The sequence below is a fragment of the Alphaproteobacteria bacterium PA2 genome (genome assembly GCA_002256425.1).
Classification (GTDB): domain Bacteria; phylum Pseudomonadota; class Alphaproteobacteria; order Caulobacterales; family Caulobacteraceae; genus Phenylobacterium.
Genome location: NKIZ01000001.1, coordinates 785859 through 805661, shown reverse-complemented (window position 1 = coordinate 805661; position 19803 = coordinate 785859). Strand labels below are relative to the sequence as shown.

16 protein-coding genes are annotated in these 19803 nt (G+C 59.5%); 11 read left to right on the top strand and 5 right to left on the bottom strand.

What is annotated here, in order from left to right; translation table 11 throughout:
* Positions 1 to 25: 25 nt before the first annotated feature.
* Positions 26 to 259, bottom strand: coding sequence for a Flp family type IVb pilin (locus tag CFE28_03965; GenBank protein OYU69230.1), 234 nt, complete (start codon positions 257 to 259; stop codon positions 26 to 28).
* The gene (locus CFE28_03960) at positions 175 to 585 is read right to left on the bottom strand and encodes an 8-oxo-dGTP diphosphatase MutT (protein OYU71542.1); all 411 of its coding nucleotides are present in this window, start codon (positions 583 to 585) and stop codon (positions 175 to 177) included. Before CFE28_03960 ends, CFE28_03965 begins: the two co-directional genes overlap by 85 nt.
* A gap of 297 nt (positions 586 to 882) precedes the next feature.
* Here CFE28_03960 and CFE28_03955 point away from each other — a divergent pair, with 297 nt between their 5' ends.
* Positions 883 to 2361: an RNA helicase gene (locus CFE28_03955; protein ID OYU69229.1), complete on the top strand. Its 1479-nt coding sequence runs from the start codon at positions 883 to 885 to the stop codon at positions 2359 to 2361.
* A gap of 12 nt (positions 2362 to 2373) precedes the next feature.
* Here CFE28_03955 and CFE28_03950 read toward each other — a convergent pair whose 3' ends face one another.
* From CFE28_03950 to CFE28_03940, 3 genes are all read right to left on the bottom strand, one after another.
* The gene (locus CFE28_03950) at positions 2374 to 4347 is read right to left on the bottom strand and encodes a peptidase S9 (GenBank protein OYU69228.1); all 1974 of its coding nucleotides are present in this window, start codon (positions 4345 to 4347) and stop codon (positions 2374 to 2376) included.
* Between the two features lie 78 nt (positions 4348 to 4425).
* Positions 4426 to 5637 carry a bifunctional ornithine acetyltransferase/N-acetylglutamate synthase gene (locus tag CFE28_03945; GenBank protein OYU71541.1) on the bottom strand — a complete coding sequence of 404 codons (1212 nt, stop codon included), beginning with the start codon at positions 5635 to 5637 and terminating at the stop codon, positions 4426 to 4428.
* Positions 5638 to 5837: 200 nt separating this feature from the next.
* A complete protein-coding gene (locus CFE28_03940) occupies positions 5838 to 6797 on the bottom strand; it encodes a peptidylprolyl isomerase (protein OYU69227.1) in 960 nt (319 codons plus the stop codon).
* Positions 6798 to 6955: 158 nt separating this feature from the next.
* On the opposite strand from CFE28_03940, the gene CFE28_03935 reads away from it, so the two are divergent.
* The 10 genes from CFE28_03935 to CFE28_03890 all read left to right on the top strand — a co-directional run bounded on the left by CFE28_03935 (position 6956) and on the right by CFE28_03890 (position 19663).
* On the top strand, positions 6956 to 8128 hold the full coding sequence (locus CFE28_03935; protein ID OYU69226.1) for an acetyl-CoA acetyltransferase: 1173 nt from the start codon (positions 6956 to 6958) through the stop codon (positions 8126 to 8128).
* A 212-nt stretch (positions 8129 to 8340) separates the two neighbouring features.
* The gene (locus CFE28_03930; GenBank protein ID OYU69225.1) at positions 8341 to 11055 is read left to right on the top strand and encodes a preprotein translocase subunit SecA; all 2715 of its coding nucleotides are present in this window, start codon (positions 8341 to 8343) and stop codon (positions 11053 to 11055) included.
* Between the two features lie 341 nt (positions 11056 to 11396).
* Positions 11397 to 12677, top strand: coding sequence for a hypothetical protein (locus CFE28_03925; GenBank protein ID OYU69224.1), 1281 nt, complete (start codon positions 11397 to 11399; stop codon positions 12675 to 12677).
* Positions 12678 to 13513: 836 nt separating this feature from the next.
* Entirely contained in the window at positions 13514 to 13804 is a 291-nt protein-coding gene (locus CFE28_03920; protein ID OYU69223.1) for a hypothetical protein, read from the top strand.
* Positions 13805 to 13952: 148 nt separating this feature from the next.
* Complete coding sequence (locus CFE28_03915) at positions 13953 to 14297, top strand: hypothetical protein (protein OYU69222.1); 345 nt, start codon at positions 13953 to 13955, stop codon at positions 14295 to 14297.
* A gap of 490 nt (positions 14298 to 14787) precedes the next feature.
* Positions 14788 to 16050: a DNA (cytosine-5-)-methyltransferase gene (locus tag CFE28_03910; protein ID OYU69221.1), complete on the top strand. Its 1263-nt coding sequence runs from the start codon at positions 14788 to 14790 to the stop codon at positions 16048 to 16050.
* Positions 16051 to 16053: 3 nt separating this feature from the next.
* Positions 16054 to 16437 carry a hypothetical protein gene (locus CFE28_03905; GenBank protein ID OYU69220.1) on the top strand — a complete coding sequence of 128 codons (384 nt, stop codon included), beginning with the start codon at positions 16054 to 16056 and terminating at the stop codon, positions 16435 to 16437.
* Positions 16438 to 16505: 68 nt separating this feature from the next.
* Complete coding sequence (locus CFE28_03900; protein ID OYU69219.1) at positions 16506 to 18179, top strand: hypothetical protein; 1674 nt, start codon at positions 16506 to 16508, stop codon at positions 18177 to 18179.
* 6 nt (positions 18180 to 18185) lie between these two features.
* Positions 18186 to 19451 carry a hypothetical protein gene (locus CFE28_03895; protein ID OYU69218.1) on the top strand — a complete coding sequence of 422 codons (1266 nt, stop codon included), beginning with the start codon at positions 18186 to 18188 and terminating at the stop codon, positions 19449 to 19451.
* Between the two features lie 20 nt (positions 19452 to 19471).
* Entirely contained in the window at positions 19472 to 19663 is a 192-nt protein-coding gene (locus tag CFE28_03890; GenBank protein ID OYU69217.1) for a hypothetical protein, read from the top strand.
* The last annotated feature ends 140 nt before the right edge of the window (positions 19664 to 19803 follow it).

Sequence of the window (19803 nt, the reverse complement as noted above, 5' to 3'; positions counted from 1 at the left end):
AAATGCCGCGCTTGTCGAGGGGCTATCAGGGCATGACCGAGATGGAGTTGTTGATCAGGTTGATCAGAACGGCTTGAGCCCGACCAAAGGTGGCCACAAGGCTGAGACCCAGCACGCCCAGGATCACGGCATACTCGATCATGGTCGCGCCCCGCTCATCGGCCAGGAACCGCTTCAGATGAGATCGCGCAGCCAGGCGACCAGCGGCGCGTCGGCCGGAGGCATCGGGTAGTCCGTCAGTTTGGCGGGCTTCACCCATGCTAACGCTGTATGCTCCTTGGCCGTCACGAGACCTTCCCAGCGACGACAGAGGAACAATGGCATCAGAAGGTGAAAAGACTCATAATCGTGGGTTGCAAAAACGAAGGGGGCCAGACACGACTGGCTGACGGTGATCCCCAGCTCCTCGTTGAGCTCGCGGATCAGGCAGGCTTCCGGGGTCTCACCCGCCTCCACCTTGCCGCCCGGAAACTCCCACAATCCGGCCAGGGCCTTGCCCGGCGGACGCTGACAGATCAGCACCCGGCCATCCACATCGATCAGGGCGGCGGCGGCGACCAGAAGCAGGTTTTTCGCATCAGACATTCTCCGTCCATCGCGGAAGTCAGCCGCCTTGGCAAGGGCGCCAGAATGACCTGCCCAGCCTAAGACCTTGACTTTCCCGCAGGAAAAGCCCACTTCCCCGCTGCGCTGCAGCATTTGCGGCGATATCGGCGTTCCAGTCGCGTGTTGGCCCTATTGATCGGTCCAAACTGTCGAGCGCCCTGAAGAGATCGCATCGATCGTCCCGCCACGCGGGGGCTTTCCTAAAATGACCCGCGCTCCGCGACCCAGGCCAGTGGCTTGAGGCCGCTTTCGGCGCATTTGTGAAAGACTAGAAGTTTGACTCAATTTTCCGACCTCGGCCTCGACAAGTCCCTGCTCAAGGCGCTTGCCGACGAGGGCTACACCAAGCCTACGCCCATCCAGGCCCAGGCCATCCCCGGCGTCATGGCCGGCAAGGACCTGCTGGGCATCGCCCAGACGGGCACCGGCAAGACCGCCGCCTTCGCCCTGCCCATCCTCCAGCGCCTGGCCGCTGACCGCAAACCCGCCCATCGCCGCTCCTGCCGCGTCCTGGTCCTGTCGCCCACCCGCGAACTGGCCACCCAGATCGGCGAAAGCTTCAAGACCTATGGCAAGCACATGGGCGTCTCCGTCGCTGTCGTCTTCGGCGGCGTGAAGTATGGCGGCCAGATGCGCGCCCTGGCGCCCGGCGTCGACGTGCTGGTCGCCACCCCCGGCCGCCTGCTCGACCACCTGGGCGAGAAGACCATCACCCTGGCCGGCGTCGAGATCTTCGTCCTCGATGAGGCCGACCAGATGCTCGACATGGGCTTCATCGTGCCGATCCGCAAGCTGGTGAAATACCTGCCCAAGGAACGCCAGAACCTGTTCTTCTCGGCCACCATGCCCACCGAAATCGGCAAGCTGGCGGGCGAGCTGCTCAACCCCAATCCCCTGAAGGTCTCGGTCACACCCCAGGCCACCACGGTGGAAAAGGTCAACCAGAAGGTCATCTTCGTGGAGAGCGCCCGCAAGCGCGCCCTGCTGGCCGAACTTTTCGCGGAAAAGGACTTCAAGCGCGTCATCGTCTTCACCCGCACCAAGCGCGGCGCCGACCGGGTGGCCAAGTCCCTGGAACAGGGCGGCGTCGAAGCCGCTTCGATCCATGGCGACAAGAGTCAGGGTCAGCGGGAACGCGCCCTGGCCGCCTTCAAGGCCGGTGAAGTCCGCGCCCTGGTGGCTACCGATATCGCCGCCCGGGGCATCGACATCGACGCCGTGACCCACGTGGTCCAGTTTGAACTGCCCAATGTGCCCGAAAGCTATGTCCACCGGATCGGCCGGACGGCCCGCGCCGGCGCCGGCGGCTCGGCGGTCGCCTTCTGCGGCGAGGAAGAACGCAATCTGCTGCGCGATATCCAGAAGGTCACCCGTCAGACCATTCCGTCCGAAGATCGTCGCGGCGATCGCGGCCTCTCCGTCATGACCGCCCACATGCCCGCCGAAGCGCCGGCAGGTGAGCGTGAGCGGGGCGAGCGCGGCGGCAATGGCGGCGGACGTGACCAGAACCGTGGCGGACGCAATGGCGGCGGCGGCGAGCGCAAACCGGAAGGTCGCTCGGACCTGCCTCCGGGCCTGCGCAAGCAACGCAACCGTCCGGCCCGCGCCGGCGGCAGTGGCGGTGGCCAGGGTGGAAGTCAGGGTGGCGGCCGTCCGAACGGCGAGCGCGCCTCAACCACCCCCATCAGCCAGGCCAAGTTCCAGGGTCCCAAGCGGGCGGCCGAACCGGCCAAGCGCTGGAGCCCGGTGGACTAGTTCACACGAAGGCTAAAGGGCGGCGGGATTGTGCTTCTCGACGAAGGCGACCGCCGCCTTGAGCATGGCCTGACGGGTGGGCTCCTTGGACAGCCAATGGTCCTCACCCGACATGGCCAGGAATTCGACAGGCTTGCCTGCCGCCTTCAATGCCCGCTCCATGGCTCTGCTCTGTTCGATGGGCACGACGGAGTCATCGTCGCCATGGATCAGCAGGACAGGAGCATCTGTCCTGGCCGCAAGGCGGGCTGGTGAAATCGCCGCCAGGTCCTGCCCCCCTGCAGCGCCCATGAGGTCTTTCCAGAAGGCGCGGGAGCTGCGGTTGTCTCCGGACTGTTCCGAGACCCAGTTCTGAAACTGGGAGAGGTCGGCTATGCCAGCGACGGACACGCTGCAGCGATATCGGCCCTGCTCCACCGTCACCCCGGCCAGAGCCGCATATCCGCCATAGCTGGCTCCGACGATGCAGGCGCGTTTGGGATCGATTATGCCCTGAGCCGCCAGGGCTTTGACGCCGTCTGAAATGTCCGTCTGCATCTTGCGCCCGAACTCGCCGCTGGCAGCCTTGCGGAAGGCCTCACCGCGACCGAGGGTTCCCCGATAGTTTGGCTGGAAGACGGCATATCCTCTGGAAGCAAAGGCCTGAGCCCACCAGTCGAACCCGGGTTCATCCCCCGCGACAATGGGGCCGCCATGGGGAAGGACGACGAGCGGGAGGTTCCGGGGATCCTTGCCAGGAGGCAGGGTCAGGACACCATCCATGGCCAGGCCATCCGCCGCCTTGTAGTCCACGGTCCTGGACAGGCCGACATCAGTCTCACCGATATCAGGATAGACCCGCCCGATGGGCACGGCGGACCGCTTGGCGATGTCCACCAGCCAATAGGTGCCGGCGTCATTGGGGCCGTCCGTCAGGAAAACCATCCGGTCGAAGTTCTGGCCATAGGACACCAGTGAACTGCGCAGACCCGGAAAGGCCTTCCGCGCCGCGTCCACCCGCCGTTGCAGAGCCGGTTCAAAGAGTTCGATCGTCGCACCACTGTCAGATCGCACGCCGATCAGCAGGTGGGTCTTGCGGTCATAGATCCCGGTGGCCGTATTGTCGTCGCGACTGAGTATGACGCCATCGCCGACAGCGCCCGGAACCACTTCCTTCAGCTGGAAGGTGTCTTCTGTGGCTTCTTCCACAAGGACGCTGTCAGCGGTTCGGCCCAGCCCCTGCAGATCCACGGTGGTGTCATCATCTATCCGCGAAACGATCGCCGGAACACCTCCACGACCGCGGTATAGCCTGTAGACCTCTCCCCGGGGATCCCGTTCCCAGGTCAGCAGGACGTCGCCGCCTTCGCCGACGATCCACTGGCTGGACCCCCTGATGTTGCGGACCACATACTCCGGCTTACCGGTCTCAAGATCAATCCGGATAAGCTTCGGATAGACCGTGTAGTGCGTGGCGTTTCCCTCCATGACCACGCGAGGCGCCAGGTCCTCCTGGGTAATCGCACCGACATAGGCATAGCTGCGGCCGCCCACTTCCCGCACCCCGTACCAACCAAACACGGCGTGGGTGAAGACATGGGAATTGAGCAGCAGGGGGAAGGCCTTGCGGGTCTGAAGATCGAGATGGGCGCCGCCCGCCCATTCCCGGGTCGAGAGCCCGTCCATCGGCGCGCTGATCGTCGTACTGCCAAAGACAAAGAGGTGCCGGTCTCCACCCCACTCGATATTCCTGACCTTGCCAGGCTCAAGATTGGTGACGAACTCGGCCTGGCCATCGGCCTTCCGCACAAACAGCCGTCGGTTCTCGCCAACCCTCGCGACGAGGGCGAAACGCTCTCCGGACTCCGAAAGCTCTATGAAATCAATTGCCGGAAGCCGTCCATAGACTTCAACCGGAGGGGCGCCCCACGCGCTTCCAGCCAGCAGAACGGTCGCCAGCACACCCAACCAGTTTCGCACAGACCTTCTCCACCGAACTTCCAGCATGGAGAGCCACTATTCAGGAAGGGCGGAGGAATCTCAATCCTCAATAGAGTGTTCTGGCCAAACCACCTTGAAGGTTGCCTATGACCGATAGTCCCCGTTGATCGCCACGTACTGCTTGGTCAGGTCGCAGGTCCAGACCGTGGCGGCGCCCTTGCCGACGCCGACGTCAACGCTGACCTCAAGCTCGGCGTTCTTCATGTAGGCGCTCATCCTGGCCTCGTCATAGGTGGGCGAGATCAGGCCATCCTGTGCGGCGACAAGCGGTCCGAACTGGACCTTGATCCGGTCGCGGTCGATGGGCTCGTCAGCGCGGCCTACAGCCATGACGATCCGGCCCCAGTTGGCGTCCTCGCCGGCGAAGGCGGTCTTGACCAGGGGGCTCTCGGCGATGGTCCGGGCAATCTTTCGGGCCGAGGCCGGGCTCTCGGCGCCGGTAATGGTCACCTTGACGAATTTCGACGCGCCCTCGCCGTCCCGGACAAGTTGCTGGGCCAGGTCCAGCAGGACGGCCTCCAGCTTTTCACGGAAATCCGCCAGACGGCGATCTCCTGCCCGGCTGATCTTCGGCGCGTCAGACTGTCCGGTCGCAAAGAGCAGAAGGGTGTCGTTGGTCGATCGGTCGCCGTCCACCGTCACGCAGTTGAAGGTCGTGCGGGTATAAAGGCTGACCAGGGTCTGGAGGGCGGCGGGCGCAATGGCGGCGTCTGTGGCCACGAAGGCCAGCATGGTGGCCATGTCAGGCGCGATCATGCCTGAACCCTTGCAGATCCCCGCGATCCTGACCTTCCTGCCGTCGATCAGCGCCTCCGCATAGGCCCCCTTGGGAAAGGTGTCTGTGGTCATGATGGCGGCGGCGGCTTCGGCCCAGCCATCTTCATGCAGGGCAGCCTCCACCTCCGGCAGGCGCTGGACGATCTTTGAGTCGTCCAGGAGCACGCCGATGACGCCGGTGGAGGCGACCATCACATCCCGCTGGCGGCAATCGAACCGCTTGGCGATGGCTGAGGCATAGCGACGGACCGCATCGGCGCCGGGCTTGCCTGTGAAGGAGTTTGCGCAGCCGGCATTGACAACAAGGGCCCGGACATTGGCGCCAGAGGTGGCGGCCAGATGCTTCTTGCACCAGTCCACTGGCGCCGAGCCGACGCCATGGCGGGTGAAGACCCCGGCGGCGTTAGTGCCCTCGGCGAACCGCATGACCAGCAGGTCGGGGCGCTCGTGCTTGTAGAAGCCGGCAGTGCCCGTGCCCATTTCAACGCCTGGAATGACGGAAATGTCCGGAAACGGCACGGCCAGGGGCGAAACCGGCAGTGCGGACTTCGCCGCCTTGCCGGGTTTGGGCGGCGCTGGGGTGGCTGCAGCGGGCTTTTCACCCCGGGCCAGACCGGCGCGTTTCAAAGCCGAGGTCAGGGGATCCAGAGCCCTTTCCAGGGTCTGGCCGACAGCGTCAACCGGGCCGGTCGGGGACTTGGGCGACTTGGGTGGGCGGGTCATGGCATTGCCCCTGCTGGAACTGGCTTGGAAGTTACGGAAGGCGCTGCGGCAGGCTTGGGGGCCTGGGCCGAGGCTGGCTCCTTGGGCGCGCCAGGGACTTCCGGCGGCGCCTTGATGAGGGTCTGCACCTTGGCGCGGCTGCGAAGCCTTTCAAGAAGGTCCCGGACCTGGTCATAGGTCAGGAAGCGGATGATCTGGGGCCGCGCCGCCTCCAGGGTGATCGGCTGTTCAAGGCGTCGATCCTCGACCTTCACCAGGGCCAGACCGCCGTCGACGGGGAAGGGCCCGACCAGCTGTCCGACCTTGGCGGTCTTCAGATTGGCCTCATAGGCAGGCGGCATGACGTCTGTGGTGAAATAGCCCAGATCGCCCCCATTGAAGCGAGTCGCTGCGTCCGTGGACTTCTCCATGGCCAGGGCTTCAAAGGATGCGCCGGTCGAGAGCAGCTTCTTGATCGCCTCGGCCTCGGGCGCCGTTGCGACCACAATCTGTCTGGCGTGGATTTCCTCCGAGCGTTTCGAAAGCTTGAGCTGCTCCTGATAGAGGCCGCGAATGGCGTTCTCGTTGACCGCGCTCGAGACGGTGGACTCCACCAGCATGTCGCCGAGGATCCGCTCCCGTGCTGCTGCCAACCTGCGCTGGGTTGCTGGGTCCTTGTCGATCTTCCGCTTCAGGGCCTCAGCCGCCAGAAGCTTCTGATCGACCACCTCGTCCATGACCCGCCGGAACAGGTCGGAGGTCACGTCCAGAGGTTCGCCTTCCCCGATGAGGCCCTGGGCTATGGCTTCGCGCTTGACGTCGGACACCCAGACCGTCCGCCCGTCAATTCTGGCCACAGCCTGGTCGCCTGGCTCGGGAGGCTTGTCGGCGCCATCGCGACCGGAACAGGCGGCCAGGATCAGGCAGCAGACCAGAACGCCAAGGGTGGCGGCGGTCTTTTCAAACCGGACAGACATGCCTGTTTGCGCCATAGCGTGCTCGCCTCGTGCCTAAAACCGTCCAAGTCGGTCCCCCGTCCCTAGCCATTTAGCACGCAGGATGCAAAGGTCCCGCCGCTCAATCGCCATCGGCCGCTGACAGGCTGAAACGGCCAATTTCATTTCGGAGATATTATATGCGCGAAGCCGTCATTGTTTCCTATGCCCGCACAGGTCTGGCCAAATCAGGTCGCGGCGGCTTCAACATGACTCCAACCGTCAGCATCGCGGCCCACGCCGTGAAGCATGCCGTGGCCAAGTCCGGCATCGAAGCCGCTGCGGTTGAAGACGTCTATATGGGCAATGTCGCCCATGGCGGAACCAATCCCGGCCGCAACGCCGCCCTGCTGGCCGGCCTGCCGATCACCACCTCCGGCGTGACGGTCAACCGCTTCTGCTCCTCTGGCCTGCAGACCATCGCCATGGCCGCCAACTATGTCCGTAATGACGGCTCGGACGTGGTTGTCGCCGGCGGCGTTGAGTCGATTTCCATGGGCGGCGCGGGCGCAGCAGGCGCCGGCGGCTTCGACCCCGAACTGACGGCCCAATATCCGGCCATCTTCATGCCGATGATCGACACCGCCGACATCGTGGCCAAGCGCTACAACCTGGCCCGGGAATATCAGGACGAATACTCCCTGCTCTCCCAGCAGCGCATGGCAGCCGCCCAGAAGGCTGGCCTGTTCGCCGACGAAATCGTGCCGATGAAGACCAAGATGAAGGTCGTCAACAAGGAGACCAAGGAAGAAACCGTGGTCGACTACGTGGTCGACAAGGACGAGTGCAACCGCGCCGACACCACCCTGGAAGGTCTGGCCAAGCTTGCCCCCGTGCGCGGTGAAGGCAACTTCATCACCGCCGGCAACGCCAGCCAGCTCTCCGACGGCGCCGCCGCCGTGGTCATTATGGAAGCCAAGGAAGCTGCCCGTCGCGGCCTCTCGCCCATGGGCGCCTTCCGCGGTTGGGCCGTCGCCGGCTGCGAACCTGACGAAATGGGCATTGGCCCGGTCTTCGCCATTCCCCGCCTGCTCGAGCGTCACGGCCTGAAGGTCGACGACATCGACCTGTGGGAACTGAACGAAGCCTTCGCCAGCCAGTGCCTCTATTCCCGCGACAAGCTGGGCATTGATCCGGCCAAGTACAATGTCAACGGCGGCTCCATCGCCATCGGCCACCCCTTCGGCATGACCGGCGCCCGTCTGGCCGGCCATATCCTGCAGGAAGGCAAGCGCCGGAACGCCAAGCATGTGGTGGTTTCCATGTGCATCGGCGGCGGCATGGGTGCAGCGGGCCTGTTCGAGGTCTACTAAACACCTGACGCTGTTTGGAATCTTGAAGGGCCCTTCCACCCCGGGAGGGCCCTTTTTCCTGCCTGCTGTGGTAACGACTTGCCCCCTGTCTCGTTGACATGAGGGGGGGCGCTGCTTAAGTCTCGCCCGCCCCGAAAAGAGCGGAATTTCCGGGTAGGCGTGGGCTTTCTGCCCTGACCGCCCCAGCCCCGCCACAGATCCGGACCTGCCCCTTGAGCATTTTCCAACGTTTCTTCGGCTCTTCCAACGACCGCAAGGTCAAGGCCATGACGGCCCGTGTCGCCAAGATCAATGCGCTAGAGCCAAAGATCCAGGCGCTGAGCGACGACGAACTGCGGGGCAAGACCCAGGAATTCAAGGACCGCCTGGCCAAGGGCGAAACCCTGGACCAGCTGCTTGAGGAAGCCTTCGCTGTCGTCCGTGAAGCGGCCCGCCGGGTGCTGGGTCAGCGACACTTCGACGTCCAGCTGGTGGGCGGCATTGTCCTACATCAGGGCGGCATCGCCGAAATGCGAACCGGTGAAGGCAAGACCCTGGTCGCAACCTCGCCGGTCTATCTGAACGCCCTGTCCGGCAAGGGCGTCCATGTCATCACCGTCAATGACTATCTGGCCCAGCTGCATGGGGACTGGATGGGTCAGGTCTATCGCTTCCTGGGCCTCAGCGTCGGCACCATTGTGCACGGCCTCAGCCAGGGCCAGCGCAAGGCGGCCTACGAGTCCGACATCACCTATGGAACCAACAACGAATTCGGCTTTGACTATCTGCGCGACAACCTCGTCTACGAAGCCGACGAGATGGTCCAGCGCGGCCACAACTTCGTCATCGTCGACGAAGTGGACTCCATCCTGATCGACGAAGCGCGGACCCCATTGATCATTTCGGGTCCGACCGAAGACCGTTCGGAATTCTACAAGACCATCGACGTCCTGATCAAAGAGCTGATCAAGGACCCCACCACCTACGACTTCGACGAAAAGCAGCGCCAGGTGATCCTCACCGAGGACGGGGCCGAGCGGATCGAAGAAATCCTGATGGAAGGCAAGCACCTGGCCGAAGACTCGGCTGGGCTGTACGACGCCGCCAATGTGTCCGTGGTCCACCACGTGAACCAGGCCCTGCGCGCCAACGTGCTCTACACCCGCGAGAAGGACTATATCGTCCGGGCTGGCGAGGTGATCCTGATCGACGAATTCACCGGTCGGATGATGAATGGCCGCCGCCTGTCCGAGGGCCTGCATCAGGCCATCGAGGCCAAGGAAGGCGCCCACATCCAGCCCGAGAACCAGACCCTGGCCTCGGTGACCATCCAGAACTATTTCCGCCTCTACACCAAGCTGTCCGGCATGACCGGCACGGCCTCAACCGAGGCCCAGGAATTCGGCGACATCTACAAGATGGATGTGCTGGAAATCCCGACCAACCGCCCGGTCGCGCGGATTGATGACGATGACGAGGTCTATCGCACCGAGGCCGAGAAGAACCGCGCCATCCTGCTGCAGATCCAGGATTGCTTTGTCCGCGGCCAACCGGTGCTGGTGGGTACCGTCTCCATCGAGAAATCCGAAGCCCTGTCGACCCTGCTCCACGAGCACGCCTTCGAGCACGAGGGCAAGACGGTCAAAGGCATTCCGCACAACGTCCTGAACGCTCGCTATCATGAACAGGAAGCCGCCATTGTCGCCGACGCCGGCATTCCCGGCGCCGTGACCATCGCCACCAACATGGCCGGCCGCGGAACCGACATCCAGCTGGGCGGCAATATCGATATGCGTGTCCTGAAGTGGCAGGATGAGCAACGCGACCAGGGCATTGAAGTGACGCCGGATCAGGCGAAGGCCCGCAAGGCCGAGCTGGAAGCCGAGATCAAGGATCTGAAGGAAAAGGCGCTGGGCGCCGGCGGCCTTTATGTTCTGGGCACAGAGCGTCACGAAAGCCGTCGGATCGATAACCAGCTGCGTGGCCGGACCGGTCGTCAGGGCGACCCCGGGCGATCGAAATTCTTCCTGTCCTGCGAGGACGATCTGCTGCGTATCTTCGCCGGCGATCGTCTGGACTCCATCATGCGCACCTTCGGTGTGATGGAAGGCGAGGCGATCACGCACAAATGGCTCAATGGCGCCATCGCCACCGCCCAGAAGCGCGTTGAGCAGCGCAATTACGAGATCCGCAAGAACCTGCTGAAGTACGACGACGTCGTAAACGACCAGCGCAAGGCCGTGTTCGAACAACGGTCCGAGTTCATGAATTCGGCGGACCTGTCCGAAATCATCGCCGAGATGCGGCAGGACACCGTGGAAGATCTGGTTGTCCGCCATCTGCCGCCCAAGGCCTATGCCGAGCAGTGGGACATTGATGGTCTGGATGACCATGTGAAGGCCCTGCTTGGCCTGGAATTGCCCATCGCCCAATGGGCCGCCGAGGAAGGGATCGCCAACGAGGAGATCCAGTCCCGACTGCTTGAGGCTGCAAACGCCCGGGCCGCAGAGCGGGAAGGCATGCTGACGCCTGACCATATGCGGACTGTGGAGAAGAGCTTCCTGCTGCAGATGATCGATCTGCAGTGGCGCGAGCACCTGATGCATCTGGACCACCTGCGCAATGTCATCGGCCTGCGGGGCTATGGCCAACGCGACCCCCTCAACGAGTACAAGACCGAGGCCTTCAACCTGTTTGAAAAGCTGCTGGTGGACCTGCGTCAGAACACCACCCGGTGGCTCATGACCGTGGAGTTCCAGTTCGCCGAGCCCGAGCCTGCGCAGGTCAGCAACTTCCAGGAAATCCACGTGGATCCCGAGACGGGCGAGAACCTGGCTGCCGGCGCCCCTGCGCCCTTGCCGGCCGGCTGGGAAAATACCGGCCGCAACCAGGCTTGTCCCTGCGGATCAGGCAAGAAGTTCAAGCACTGTCACGGGGCTCTGGTCTAGGGGCGATTAGCCCAGGGTGATGAAGAGTTCCGACTCGATCACCCACTGGCCTGTGACCTTTCGCCAGGCGGCGAGGTAGTCGCCGCTGACCTGTGGAGCGCCTTGCCACTCTGCGGTCCTGTAGCTGGTATGCAGACGGGTGTTTAGCGTTGCTAGACCCCGTTTGTTAAACAGACGTTAGACAGGTTTGACCTCAGCTAGGCCTCGCCCTAGCTGAACTCGTCAAATGGGCGAAAGGCCCATCGCAGTGTCTGATGTCAGCGCGGGCTCAAGCAATCCTTTGAAATGAGACCCAAGATGGGGGCAGCAGCAGCCCACGGGTCTCGAAGGCTGTCTGAAAAATGGATCTGTCAGAAGGCACCTACGAGGAGCGTCTAAGAGACGGTGAGTTGCTCCTCTTTTCTCGTAACCGCATCTTTTATGCTCGCGTCTACAAGGGCGAGGCCACGCGGCGGTATCTGTATCGTAGTCTGAGAACCAGAGACCTCAATGAGGCTCGGGCGAAGGCCGACGAATTCTTCCATGAGATCCGCATCAGGAAGCGTGACAACCTTCCCCTTGAGACCAAGCTCTTCAAGGATGTGATGGCTGAATATCTGCGGGTGCGGCAGACCCAGTTTGAACGGGGAACCTACAAACAGGCCAACAAGGTCAATCAGCAGCAGACCAGCGAGCAAAACCTGCGACAGATGATCCGAGTGTCCAAGTTCCTCTTGGCTTACTGCGGCAACATGGCCGTGGAGAGGATCGATAACGCGGTCCTGACTGACTATGTGCCGTGGCGTCGTGACTTTTATCGACGCATGCCTGAGGCTAGCCGCCCCCGCAATCATCGCCTTGATCCTGCAGACAAGACGCTGGAGTGGGAAACCACATTTGCCCTGACGGTTCTCAAATGGGCCCATGAGCGCGGCTATCGTGGCCAGAAACCCCTACCGAAGTTCCGTCACAAGGCCAGCCGAGCGAAGACAAGGCCATCATTCACAGCGGATGAATATCGTCGCCTTTGTCGTCAAATGCGTCTCTGGATCGCTGAGGCTGACAGGGAAGAGTGGCGTTACACCAGAGAACTTCTGCGGGATTATGTGCTGATCCTTGCCAATTCAGGCATCAGGGTCGGGGAAGCTAACCATCTTCGAGAACAAGACCTGATCCAGTTCACCGATGATGCAGGCCGCGAGAACTATCGGTTTGTGGTGGATGGTAAGACGGGTCGGCGAGAAGTCGTCATGCGAACCACTGGCCTGCCCCATATCCGTCGCGCTCTTGAGCGAAATGCTCGAAGACGGGAACAATGGGGCGAAACAGCTCCCTCAAATGCAAAGCGCCGCGATCAGAGCGAACAGCAGGACTGGCTGTTTCCAATGGCGGATGGGGGGCAGATCATCAGCCTAGCCGACCAGTTTGATAAGGTTCTGGGTCAGATCGGTATGAAGCAGAATGCTGATGGCGAAAGCCTGTCGCTCTACTCGCTTCGGCACTTCTATGCCGTCCAGATGCTTCGCCGTGGCAAAGCCAACATCTACGACATCGCCAAGAACATGGGCACCAGCGTCGAGATCATCGAACGCTATTATGGGCGTTCAGCGACGGCCGCGACGGTGGCAGTCCGTTTGGGCTGAAGAACTACTAGAAACAAGTTCTGCCCTACGTGCCGCTTTCCGCTGGATCTAAGACGCCCTGAGAGCGTTTCGCGGCCTGGGGCACCTAAGTCGAGCGACGGGATCAAAGGGCGCTCAGAGCGGGATTTTTGGCCGATCCCACTAGCGCCCAACTTCATTGACTTGCCTATCCATCACACGCAAAAAGAAAGTATCGAAATACCTCAATCTGGAGCCGTGGCGAAATGCGAAATGCAACTATGATAGCTGCAATTGCGCTCATTGCCCTGGCGGGGTGCGGTGGAAAGCTTACCGAAAAAGCGAGTTCTGATACCACTCAAAATGGAGTTGGCACTGGTTTAGCCTTCCAAGCGCTGAACCCAGGCGTTTCGACAGGTGCTGATTTTCAAAAATGGAAGGAGGCGGGCCAGTTCAATTATGACATGACTTGGCGTCGTTATTTATTGAGTGGTGTTAGCACGAGATATACAGCTCATACACTGACCTACATGGCACTTGATCTCTTCAATACAAGTGACGATGACAAGGGTCAGGTAATCCCGTCATTCAACAATCTAAAGGAAGACTTGGTAAGTTGGTGCGGAAGAGAGTGGACTAACATTGATGACGCAGGCAATGGCAAGCAGGCCAATTTCGGAAATTGGTTATGTGAAGTGGACATGTCTCCCGACGGTGGAGATACACACCTCGTCATATTGCAAAAGGAACGAGCGTCATCTGAAAATGGCTCCACCAGCACTTTGGCCGACCCAACGAGTCAACCTACCCCAAACACTGCAGAGCCCACGGGCCACGATTCCTTAGGTGGCCGAGATGCTCAGGCGACCACTAGGATATTGCTGGAGAAGGTCGAAGATGAGGCCCCATACTATGATCAGTGGTTCGGAACCCCTATTTCGACAGGCGGTCAGACTGACGTTCTGATCACTGGTGAGGGCAAGTTTTCCGACTTCACGGGTATGATCTCTTTCAATTGCAAGTCAGGAGGCAGAGCCTTCTGGAAGACCGCTTCAAGCTTCGGCGATTCGGTGCTGGTAGATGGCACCCTCGACACTTCGTCAGCTGGAGCTCTTCCATCGGATCGAGCCATTGCCTTGGCTCGAAGCAGGTTCTGCCCCGCCTCTTAAAAGCCAGCTTCTAGGGCGTAGGCGTCGGAAGTAGGTGCCACGCCTTCCAGCGTAACCTGCATGGGCAGCACGTCGACAGTGTCTGGGGCGGAATATGCTCAAAGGGCTCTGAAAACAGCGGCTCCGCTATCTCGGACATAAATACGAGATGCGAATTTGTGAAGTTTCCAACCTCAAGACATACGTTGCCCAAGTGAGAGCGGGCGGCAATGTCGCTCGGACAAGCGTCCATGCTGAAACTCTCACACAGGCCCGAGCGATCTTCGTTCAGCTTTTCGGCGCTGCAAACGTGCTCTCAGTGTCGCAAGCACCAGATGTCACGAATGAAGCGGGCACGATCAAGCCTAAGAGCCCAGCTGAGCTAAGGGTCAAATCGCTCGCTGACCAATCTGCGCATCTGAAGCAGCAGGAGAAGGTGGGGCGTGCCCAAATCGGTCTCAAGAAGGCTCAGGCACAGGTCCAAAAGGCGAACTTTCCTACGAAACATCACTAATTGGGTTTGGAGCAGGCCTCAGCTGGGCTCTTGAGCAGCGCAGTGCGATGACAGCGTCTGGGGCGAAAGACGCTTAGATCGCTGGGATAGGGTCAGTTCAAACCCTTCAACATGTGCTCGCGACTTAAGTTGCGCTAAGTTCACCCGTTCTATTGCCGCGTATTGAACTTGGAAGTAGTCGCAACAGCCGCGATCACCTAAAGCACGATGGCCGTGTCGAGTATGTAACCGACGAAGATCGCGACGAATTGCAGGACGTCGCGAAGCCTAGCCAGGCTTGCCCTACGTCCAGAAATGTCGCAGACGCAACTTAGCCGCAGCACCACATTTAATCGGGGGAACGCGCATGCAATCTTTAGCCACGACAATTTTTGAGCCGTCCCATGGGGGATAAGTCGGTCCTCACAAACGACACCACCGACCATTTCGTGATAACGAGAATGATTCGGGAACAGCCTTACTTTTCGGTCCCTGCGGTCTAGAGGCTTTCATGCTTTGCATCGATCTGTTCGCTGGCTGCGGCGGCCTGGCACTGGGCCTTTCTAGGGCTGGTTTCAAAGGGGTCTTCGCGGTCGAACGCGATCCCATGGCATTCGACACCCTCAAAAAGAACTTGGTCGACGAAGGCAGCCCGTTCCAGTCCTTTCGCGATTGGCCGGAATGGCTGCCTCAGACTAACCTAGACCTCAGCGATCTACTCGCTGATGCCGACATGAAGGAGAAGCTTCGAAGCCTACGGGGAGCCGTTGACCTCGTATCCGGCGGACCACCCTGCCAAGGCTTCTCGGCCGGTGGGCGTCGAGATGGCGAAGACGAGCGCAATACGCTTGTTTTCCGCATGCTCGATTTCATCGATCTCGTTGAGCCACGCGCGGTTTTGATCGAGAACGTCGAAGGTATCGCTCGCAAGTTTGTGTCGCGGCCCAATGCCCGCTCATCCGAAGGCAGCGTTGCCGAGGCCGTCGCAGAGATGCTCCGCTCTCGAGGCTACACGAGTTGCATCCGTCTGCTCGACGCAACCGAATTCGGCGTCCCGCAGACACGTAAGCGCGTTGTAATCTTCGGTGTTAAGGTCGACGCCCAGCCCGTCGAACTCGACCGCATGTTCGCTGATGCATTGAAATCAGCATCTTTTAGCGTTCGGTCGAAGTACGGCTTGCCACTGGATCGCCCTGTCACTTTGTGGGAGGCCATTCATGATCTTGCGTCGACCGAACGCTTAATCTGTCCCGATTCTACCGGCTACGAGACGGCACCGTATTCTAAAGCCAACTCAGCATTCGCTCGGGCGATGCGGGGCGAGGTCAAGGAGACACCCAACTCTCATCGCTTTTCAAAACACGGTGCTCGAGTCACTGCGCTCTATGAGCTCGCACATCGCACCCAAGAAAAAGGGCGCCTCTCGAAGGCCTTCCTGCTCGCCAACAACACTAAGAAGGACAAGAAGGTACTTCTTGATCCGGACCTGCCGACCTCAACGATCACGACCCACCCAGACGAATTCATTCATTGCACCCAAGCCCGCAACGTCACCGTACGCGAGATGGCACGCTTGCAATCGTTCCCCGACGATTTCCATTTCTTCGGCCGCTACACTATCAACGGCCCAAGACGAAAATTCGACGTCGCGCGTTGCTCCCAGGTTGGCAATGCGGTCCCTCCACTGATGGCCGAAGCCATCGGTCAGGCCGTGCTGGCCACCTTGGACGCCCTTACCAGCAATGAGGCCGGATTACGCGTGCGGGCCGCCTGATCTATGGAATTCAAGCGGCAATCGGCGGACATCATCCTCAACCGTGCGGACATGCTGAACATAGAGCAGTTCGCGCTGCATATTGGTGCCGCGCGAGTAGAAGTGCGCCGCAGGACTAAGCGGCGAGAATTTATCTCGATAGAGGGGTCCTATTTCGGCGCTCGCTTTCCGACTTGGCAGGTCAATGAAATCGGAGAACCGTTCAATGGAATTAGGGATCTCTATCAGCGCTTTATGGGCGACGCATGGAAGGTGTATGACTTCCTCACCGAGCCTAACCCTCGGTATCAGAACTACGTCCCGCTTGAACTGCTCCAAACCGGCAAGTTGGACCAGCTACTTTCTCTTGCGGATGCCTCGCCACCCGAACCGCGGCGCAAGGGCTAAACTGGCAAAACGCTTGCCAGCACACATTGCGGCGAGCCACCTTTACATCTCGAAGATGAGGGATTCGCATGTTTGTCGAGAAGCTTTTCGCCGATGCGAGTGATGGAGAGATTAGATCAGCTCTCGATGATTTTCTCAAAAGCGTGCCGGGCCTCAAGCACACATTCGAAGTTTTCATTGGCCGGAGAAATGAATTTCCAACAGGCCATCCGGCTACGTTTGTTGATATCTACCCTAAGGGTTGGGGAATCCCGACCTACGAGAAGTTCGGCGGCCTCCTAATAAGGATTTGGCGGGTTGGAACTCCCTCACGGCTGATCTACGGCCTCTGGGTAGGCACAGAGCGCGCAGAGCAAATCCCAGCAAGGCGTGCATCAAAATACGTTAGATCGCGGCTCGGGAGCGCTCTTCCGACATTCGAAGTTGAAAACAGCTTCCAGTACGTCGAATGGCGGGATGCCCTCATCGAATGGGCTCCGGGCTCCTCCGTACGCGCTGTTTCACGGCAGCTAGACTGTTTTGCTAGCTTCAAGCGGGCGGCTGGTGAAAGCACTGACGACGTCGAGAGAGATCTAACTGGCCTTCTACAATTCTTGGACAACTCGCTCTCGAAGCTCAACACCCCAAAGGACTTTGCCATCCGCGTTAGGGACGCATCTTCTGGTCTAGGGCGCGACGAGGAGGATACTCTTCCGGGCCTCCAAGAGGGAGCATCAACGCCTTCCAGTTATTCGCTTGAGGTAAACTGGGCCCTGGCTGACGAGCCCATTTGGGGAAATCTGAAAGGCTTAAACGAGCCATATCAGCGGGCAATTGCAGCGCTTCGAGCTGGCAAGCATGTGATTCTTCTCGGCCCGCCAGGGAGCGGCAAGACTGAGCTTGCAGAATTCATTTGCAGCACACTTGAGCAAGCCTTTCGGTCTGTGACAGCGACTTCAGAGTGGGGAGCGTTTGAAACGATCGGTGGCTACCTACCCTCTCCGGTGGAAGGTAATGCTTCCACTATAGTGCTCGATTTCAACCCCGGCCTCGTAGTCCAGGCACTCGAAAACCGCGAGTGGCTTATTCTGGACGAGCTTAACCGCGCCGATCTGGACAAGTGTTTTGGTGAGCTATTCACACTGTTGGGCGGCGGCCAGAAATCTGTCCGACTTCCTTTCAAACGCCGCTCTCAAGATGAAACTTACCGCCAAGTAGTTTTGTCGCATGTCCGAGAAACCGAGCACGACGACACTATCCTTATCCCATCGTCGTGGCGCATCATCGGAACGATGAACACGACTGACAAGGCAAGCCTCTACCAATTGTCCTATGCATTCATGCGGCGCTTCGCCTTTATCAATGTCAGCGTTCCCACTACTGACGATTACAATAGCATCCTCATCAGCGCTCTAGGCGTAGTTGACATATTTCCGAACGACAAAGCGGCGGCCTCAGGGCTCGCGAGCATTTTGGCCACGCTGTTCGCTTCCACCGAAGCTGGAACTCTAAGGGCTGCTGGGATCGAGTTCGGCCCTGCACTCGCGCTCGATGTTATCCGCTATCTTGCATCCAGATCAGCGACTTTAACTGACAGCATTTCGCTTGTTGAGGAGGCACTTGAGCTTCTTGTCTTCCCCCAGATGGAAGGCATGCGCCAGAAATACCCTGAAATCACGACAGCCCTTAACTCCGCCCTATCCCGACCTCTCAGCGGCGATGCAGATCGGTCGCTGCAGATGTGGACCGGCCACTACGAGTAAGCTGCGATGTCTCGTGAAACGTGGCTGAGCTTTCTCAGTAGGGCGGACCTCGGTTCGAGATACCTTTGGCCGTCCACATTTTCGCAAATCGAGGCTTACAGGGACGAGGAAAGTGCTCGAAAGTTTGTTGAAATGCTTGCCGAGAATGATGTTTCAGCGCGTCATCTCGGTCTTGTCTACTATCTGCTAAAGCCTTCTCTAGGTCGCTTTACAGCCGATCTACCCCGCATACTGAAGACCTTGCGGCACTCAAGCGAGAGATCGTTTGATGACAAGTCGTATTCTGTACGGGGAAAGGTGGACTGGCAACGCACCTTTAAGGGGAGGATCAATGGCGGCGTGCCTGTAGGTGCGGTCTCAGTTGCTCGACACACAAAGATATACGACACGCTTGAGAACCGCTTACTGAAGCTTTTTCTACGTGAATTATCGGCAGCCATCGGCGAAATATCAAAGGCAATTGGAAATTCTCGACTGCCGGAGGTCATTGAGCAGATCAAGACAAACGTGGAGAGCGCGCTTTCGAGCGCCTATCTCGTTGAGATTTCAGATGTTCGTCATGCAAACATCGGGATGGTTACGGCCGTGCTCCGCAGCCGATCGGCACACTATCGCGAGCTCGGAAGGCTATGGCTGAGCTTCGAAGATGCCCTGATCCTTGGGAAACTAAGTGGGCTTCTTGACCTCATAAGCGAAGGGTGGCTTGCGCCCATTTCAGATGATGACCTCTTCGAGCTTTATGTACTCGCGCTTACGATCGATGTCGGCATGCACGAGCTCGGCTTTGGTCAGCCAAAGACCGTTGATGTGGTGCGGAGCGGCCGTGGTGCGGTAGCTGAATTCAAAGATGGCGATCGCCAGCTAAAAGTCTTCTTCAATCAAAGTCCGACGACCATAATGGGTGGAAGTCTGTCGAAGTACCGCTCACTAGTATCTGCACATCGGGGGATCGTCGGCTCTGAGCGTAGACCAGATATTATTCTACATTTTAAGGGTATTAGAGAGGCCACCATTTTTATTGAATGCAAGAACACGACGGATGACAGGTATATTCGAGAGAGCATATATAAATGCTTTGGATATCTTTACGATTTCGAAGATTTTCTTTCCGGAGATCATTCACCTAAGGGTATTGCATATTTTCAGGAAGGCATTCGCTTGGAAACCGCCAGAGAAAATTATACTGGCGACTTGGTTGCTGCTTCTGATCGCGCTGGGCTGGCCGCGATGCTGATGTCTTCAATATCTTTTGTGCCAGATAAACTTGCATAGGGAACTTTTATTTTGGCGAAATGGATCCTGACGTTTTTCACCCTGCGCCTCTAGGCCGGGTACAAGGAACCACACTGCCTACAATAAATGAATTTGAATTCAATCACTACGCCGAAGAGGAGGAGATACTCGACGACGACATGATGGACATGATCCGAAACAACCCTGCTGACGTTGTTTACAACGCGTTCTCACAAGCGTTCCTTCAGTGAATGGTCCACATGTTTCAGGGCGACAACGAGATGCGAAATGTCGTCATGACGGACCAAAATGCGAGGGATCGAGCGACCCAGCACTTTTTCAAACGGGCGCAGCGCCAAGCGAACTCCATTTCGCACCCCAGGTGACGCAA

Coding starts and splice junctions, on each gene's coding strand:
- CFE28_03915 (OYU69222.1), top strand. CDS start 13,953: ATGCGAATTTGTGAAGTTTCCAACCTCAAGACATACGTTGCCCAAGTG.
- CFE28_03965 (OYU69230.1), bottom strand. CDS start 259: ATGGGTGAAGCCCGCCAAACTGACGGACTACCCGATGCCTCCGGCCGA.
- CFE28_03905 (OYU69220.1), top strand. CDS start 16,054: ATGGAATTCAAGCGGCAATCGGCGGACATCATCCTCAACCGTGCGGAC.
- CFE28_03900 (OYU69219.1), top strand. CDS start 16,506: ATGTTTGTCGAGAAGCTTTTCGCCGATGCGAGTGATGGAGAGATTAGA.
- CFE28_03910 (OYU69221.1), top strand. CDS start 14,788: ATGCTTTGCATCGATCTGTTCGCTGGCTGCGGCGGCCTGGCACTGGGC.
- CFE28_03960 (OYU71542.1), bottom strand. CDS start 585: ATGTCTGATGCGAAAAACCTGCTTCTGGTCGCCGCCGCCGCCCTGATC.
- CFE28_03895 (OYU69218.1), top strand. CDS start 18,186: ATGTCTCGTGAAACGTGGCTGAGCTTTCTCAGTAGGGCGGACCTCGGT.
- CFE28_03950 (OYU69228.1), bottom strand. CDS start 4,347: ATGCTGGAAGTTCGGTGGAGAAGGTCTGTGCGAAACTGGTTGGGTGTG.
- CFE28_03890 (OYU69217.1), top strand. CDS start 19,472: ATGGATCCTGACGTTTTTCACCCTGCGCCTCTAGGCCGGGTACAAGGA.
- CFE28_03925 (OYU69224.1), top strand. CDS start 11,397: ATGGATCTGTCAGAAGGCACCTACGAGGAGCGTCTAAGAGACGGTGAG.
- CFE28_03940 (OYU69227.1), bottom strand. CDS start 6,797: ATGTCTGTCCGGTTTGAAAAGACCGCCGCCACCCTTGGCGTTCTGGTC.
- CFE28_03935 (OYU69226.1), top strand. CDS start 6,956: ATGCGCGAAGCCGTCATTGTTTCCTATGCCCGCACAGGTCTGGCCAAA.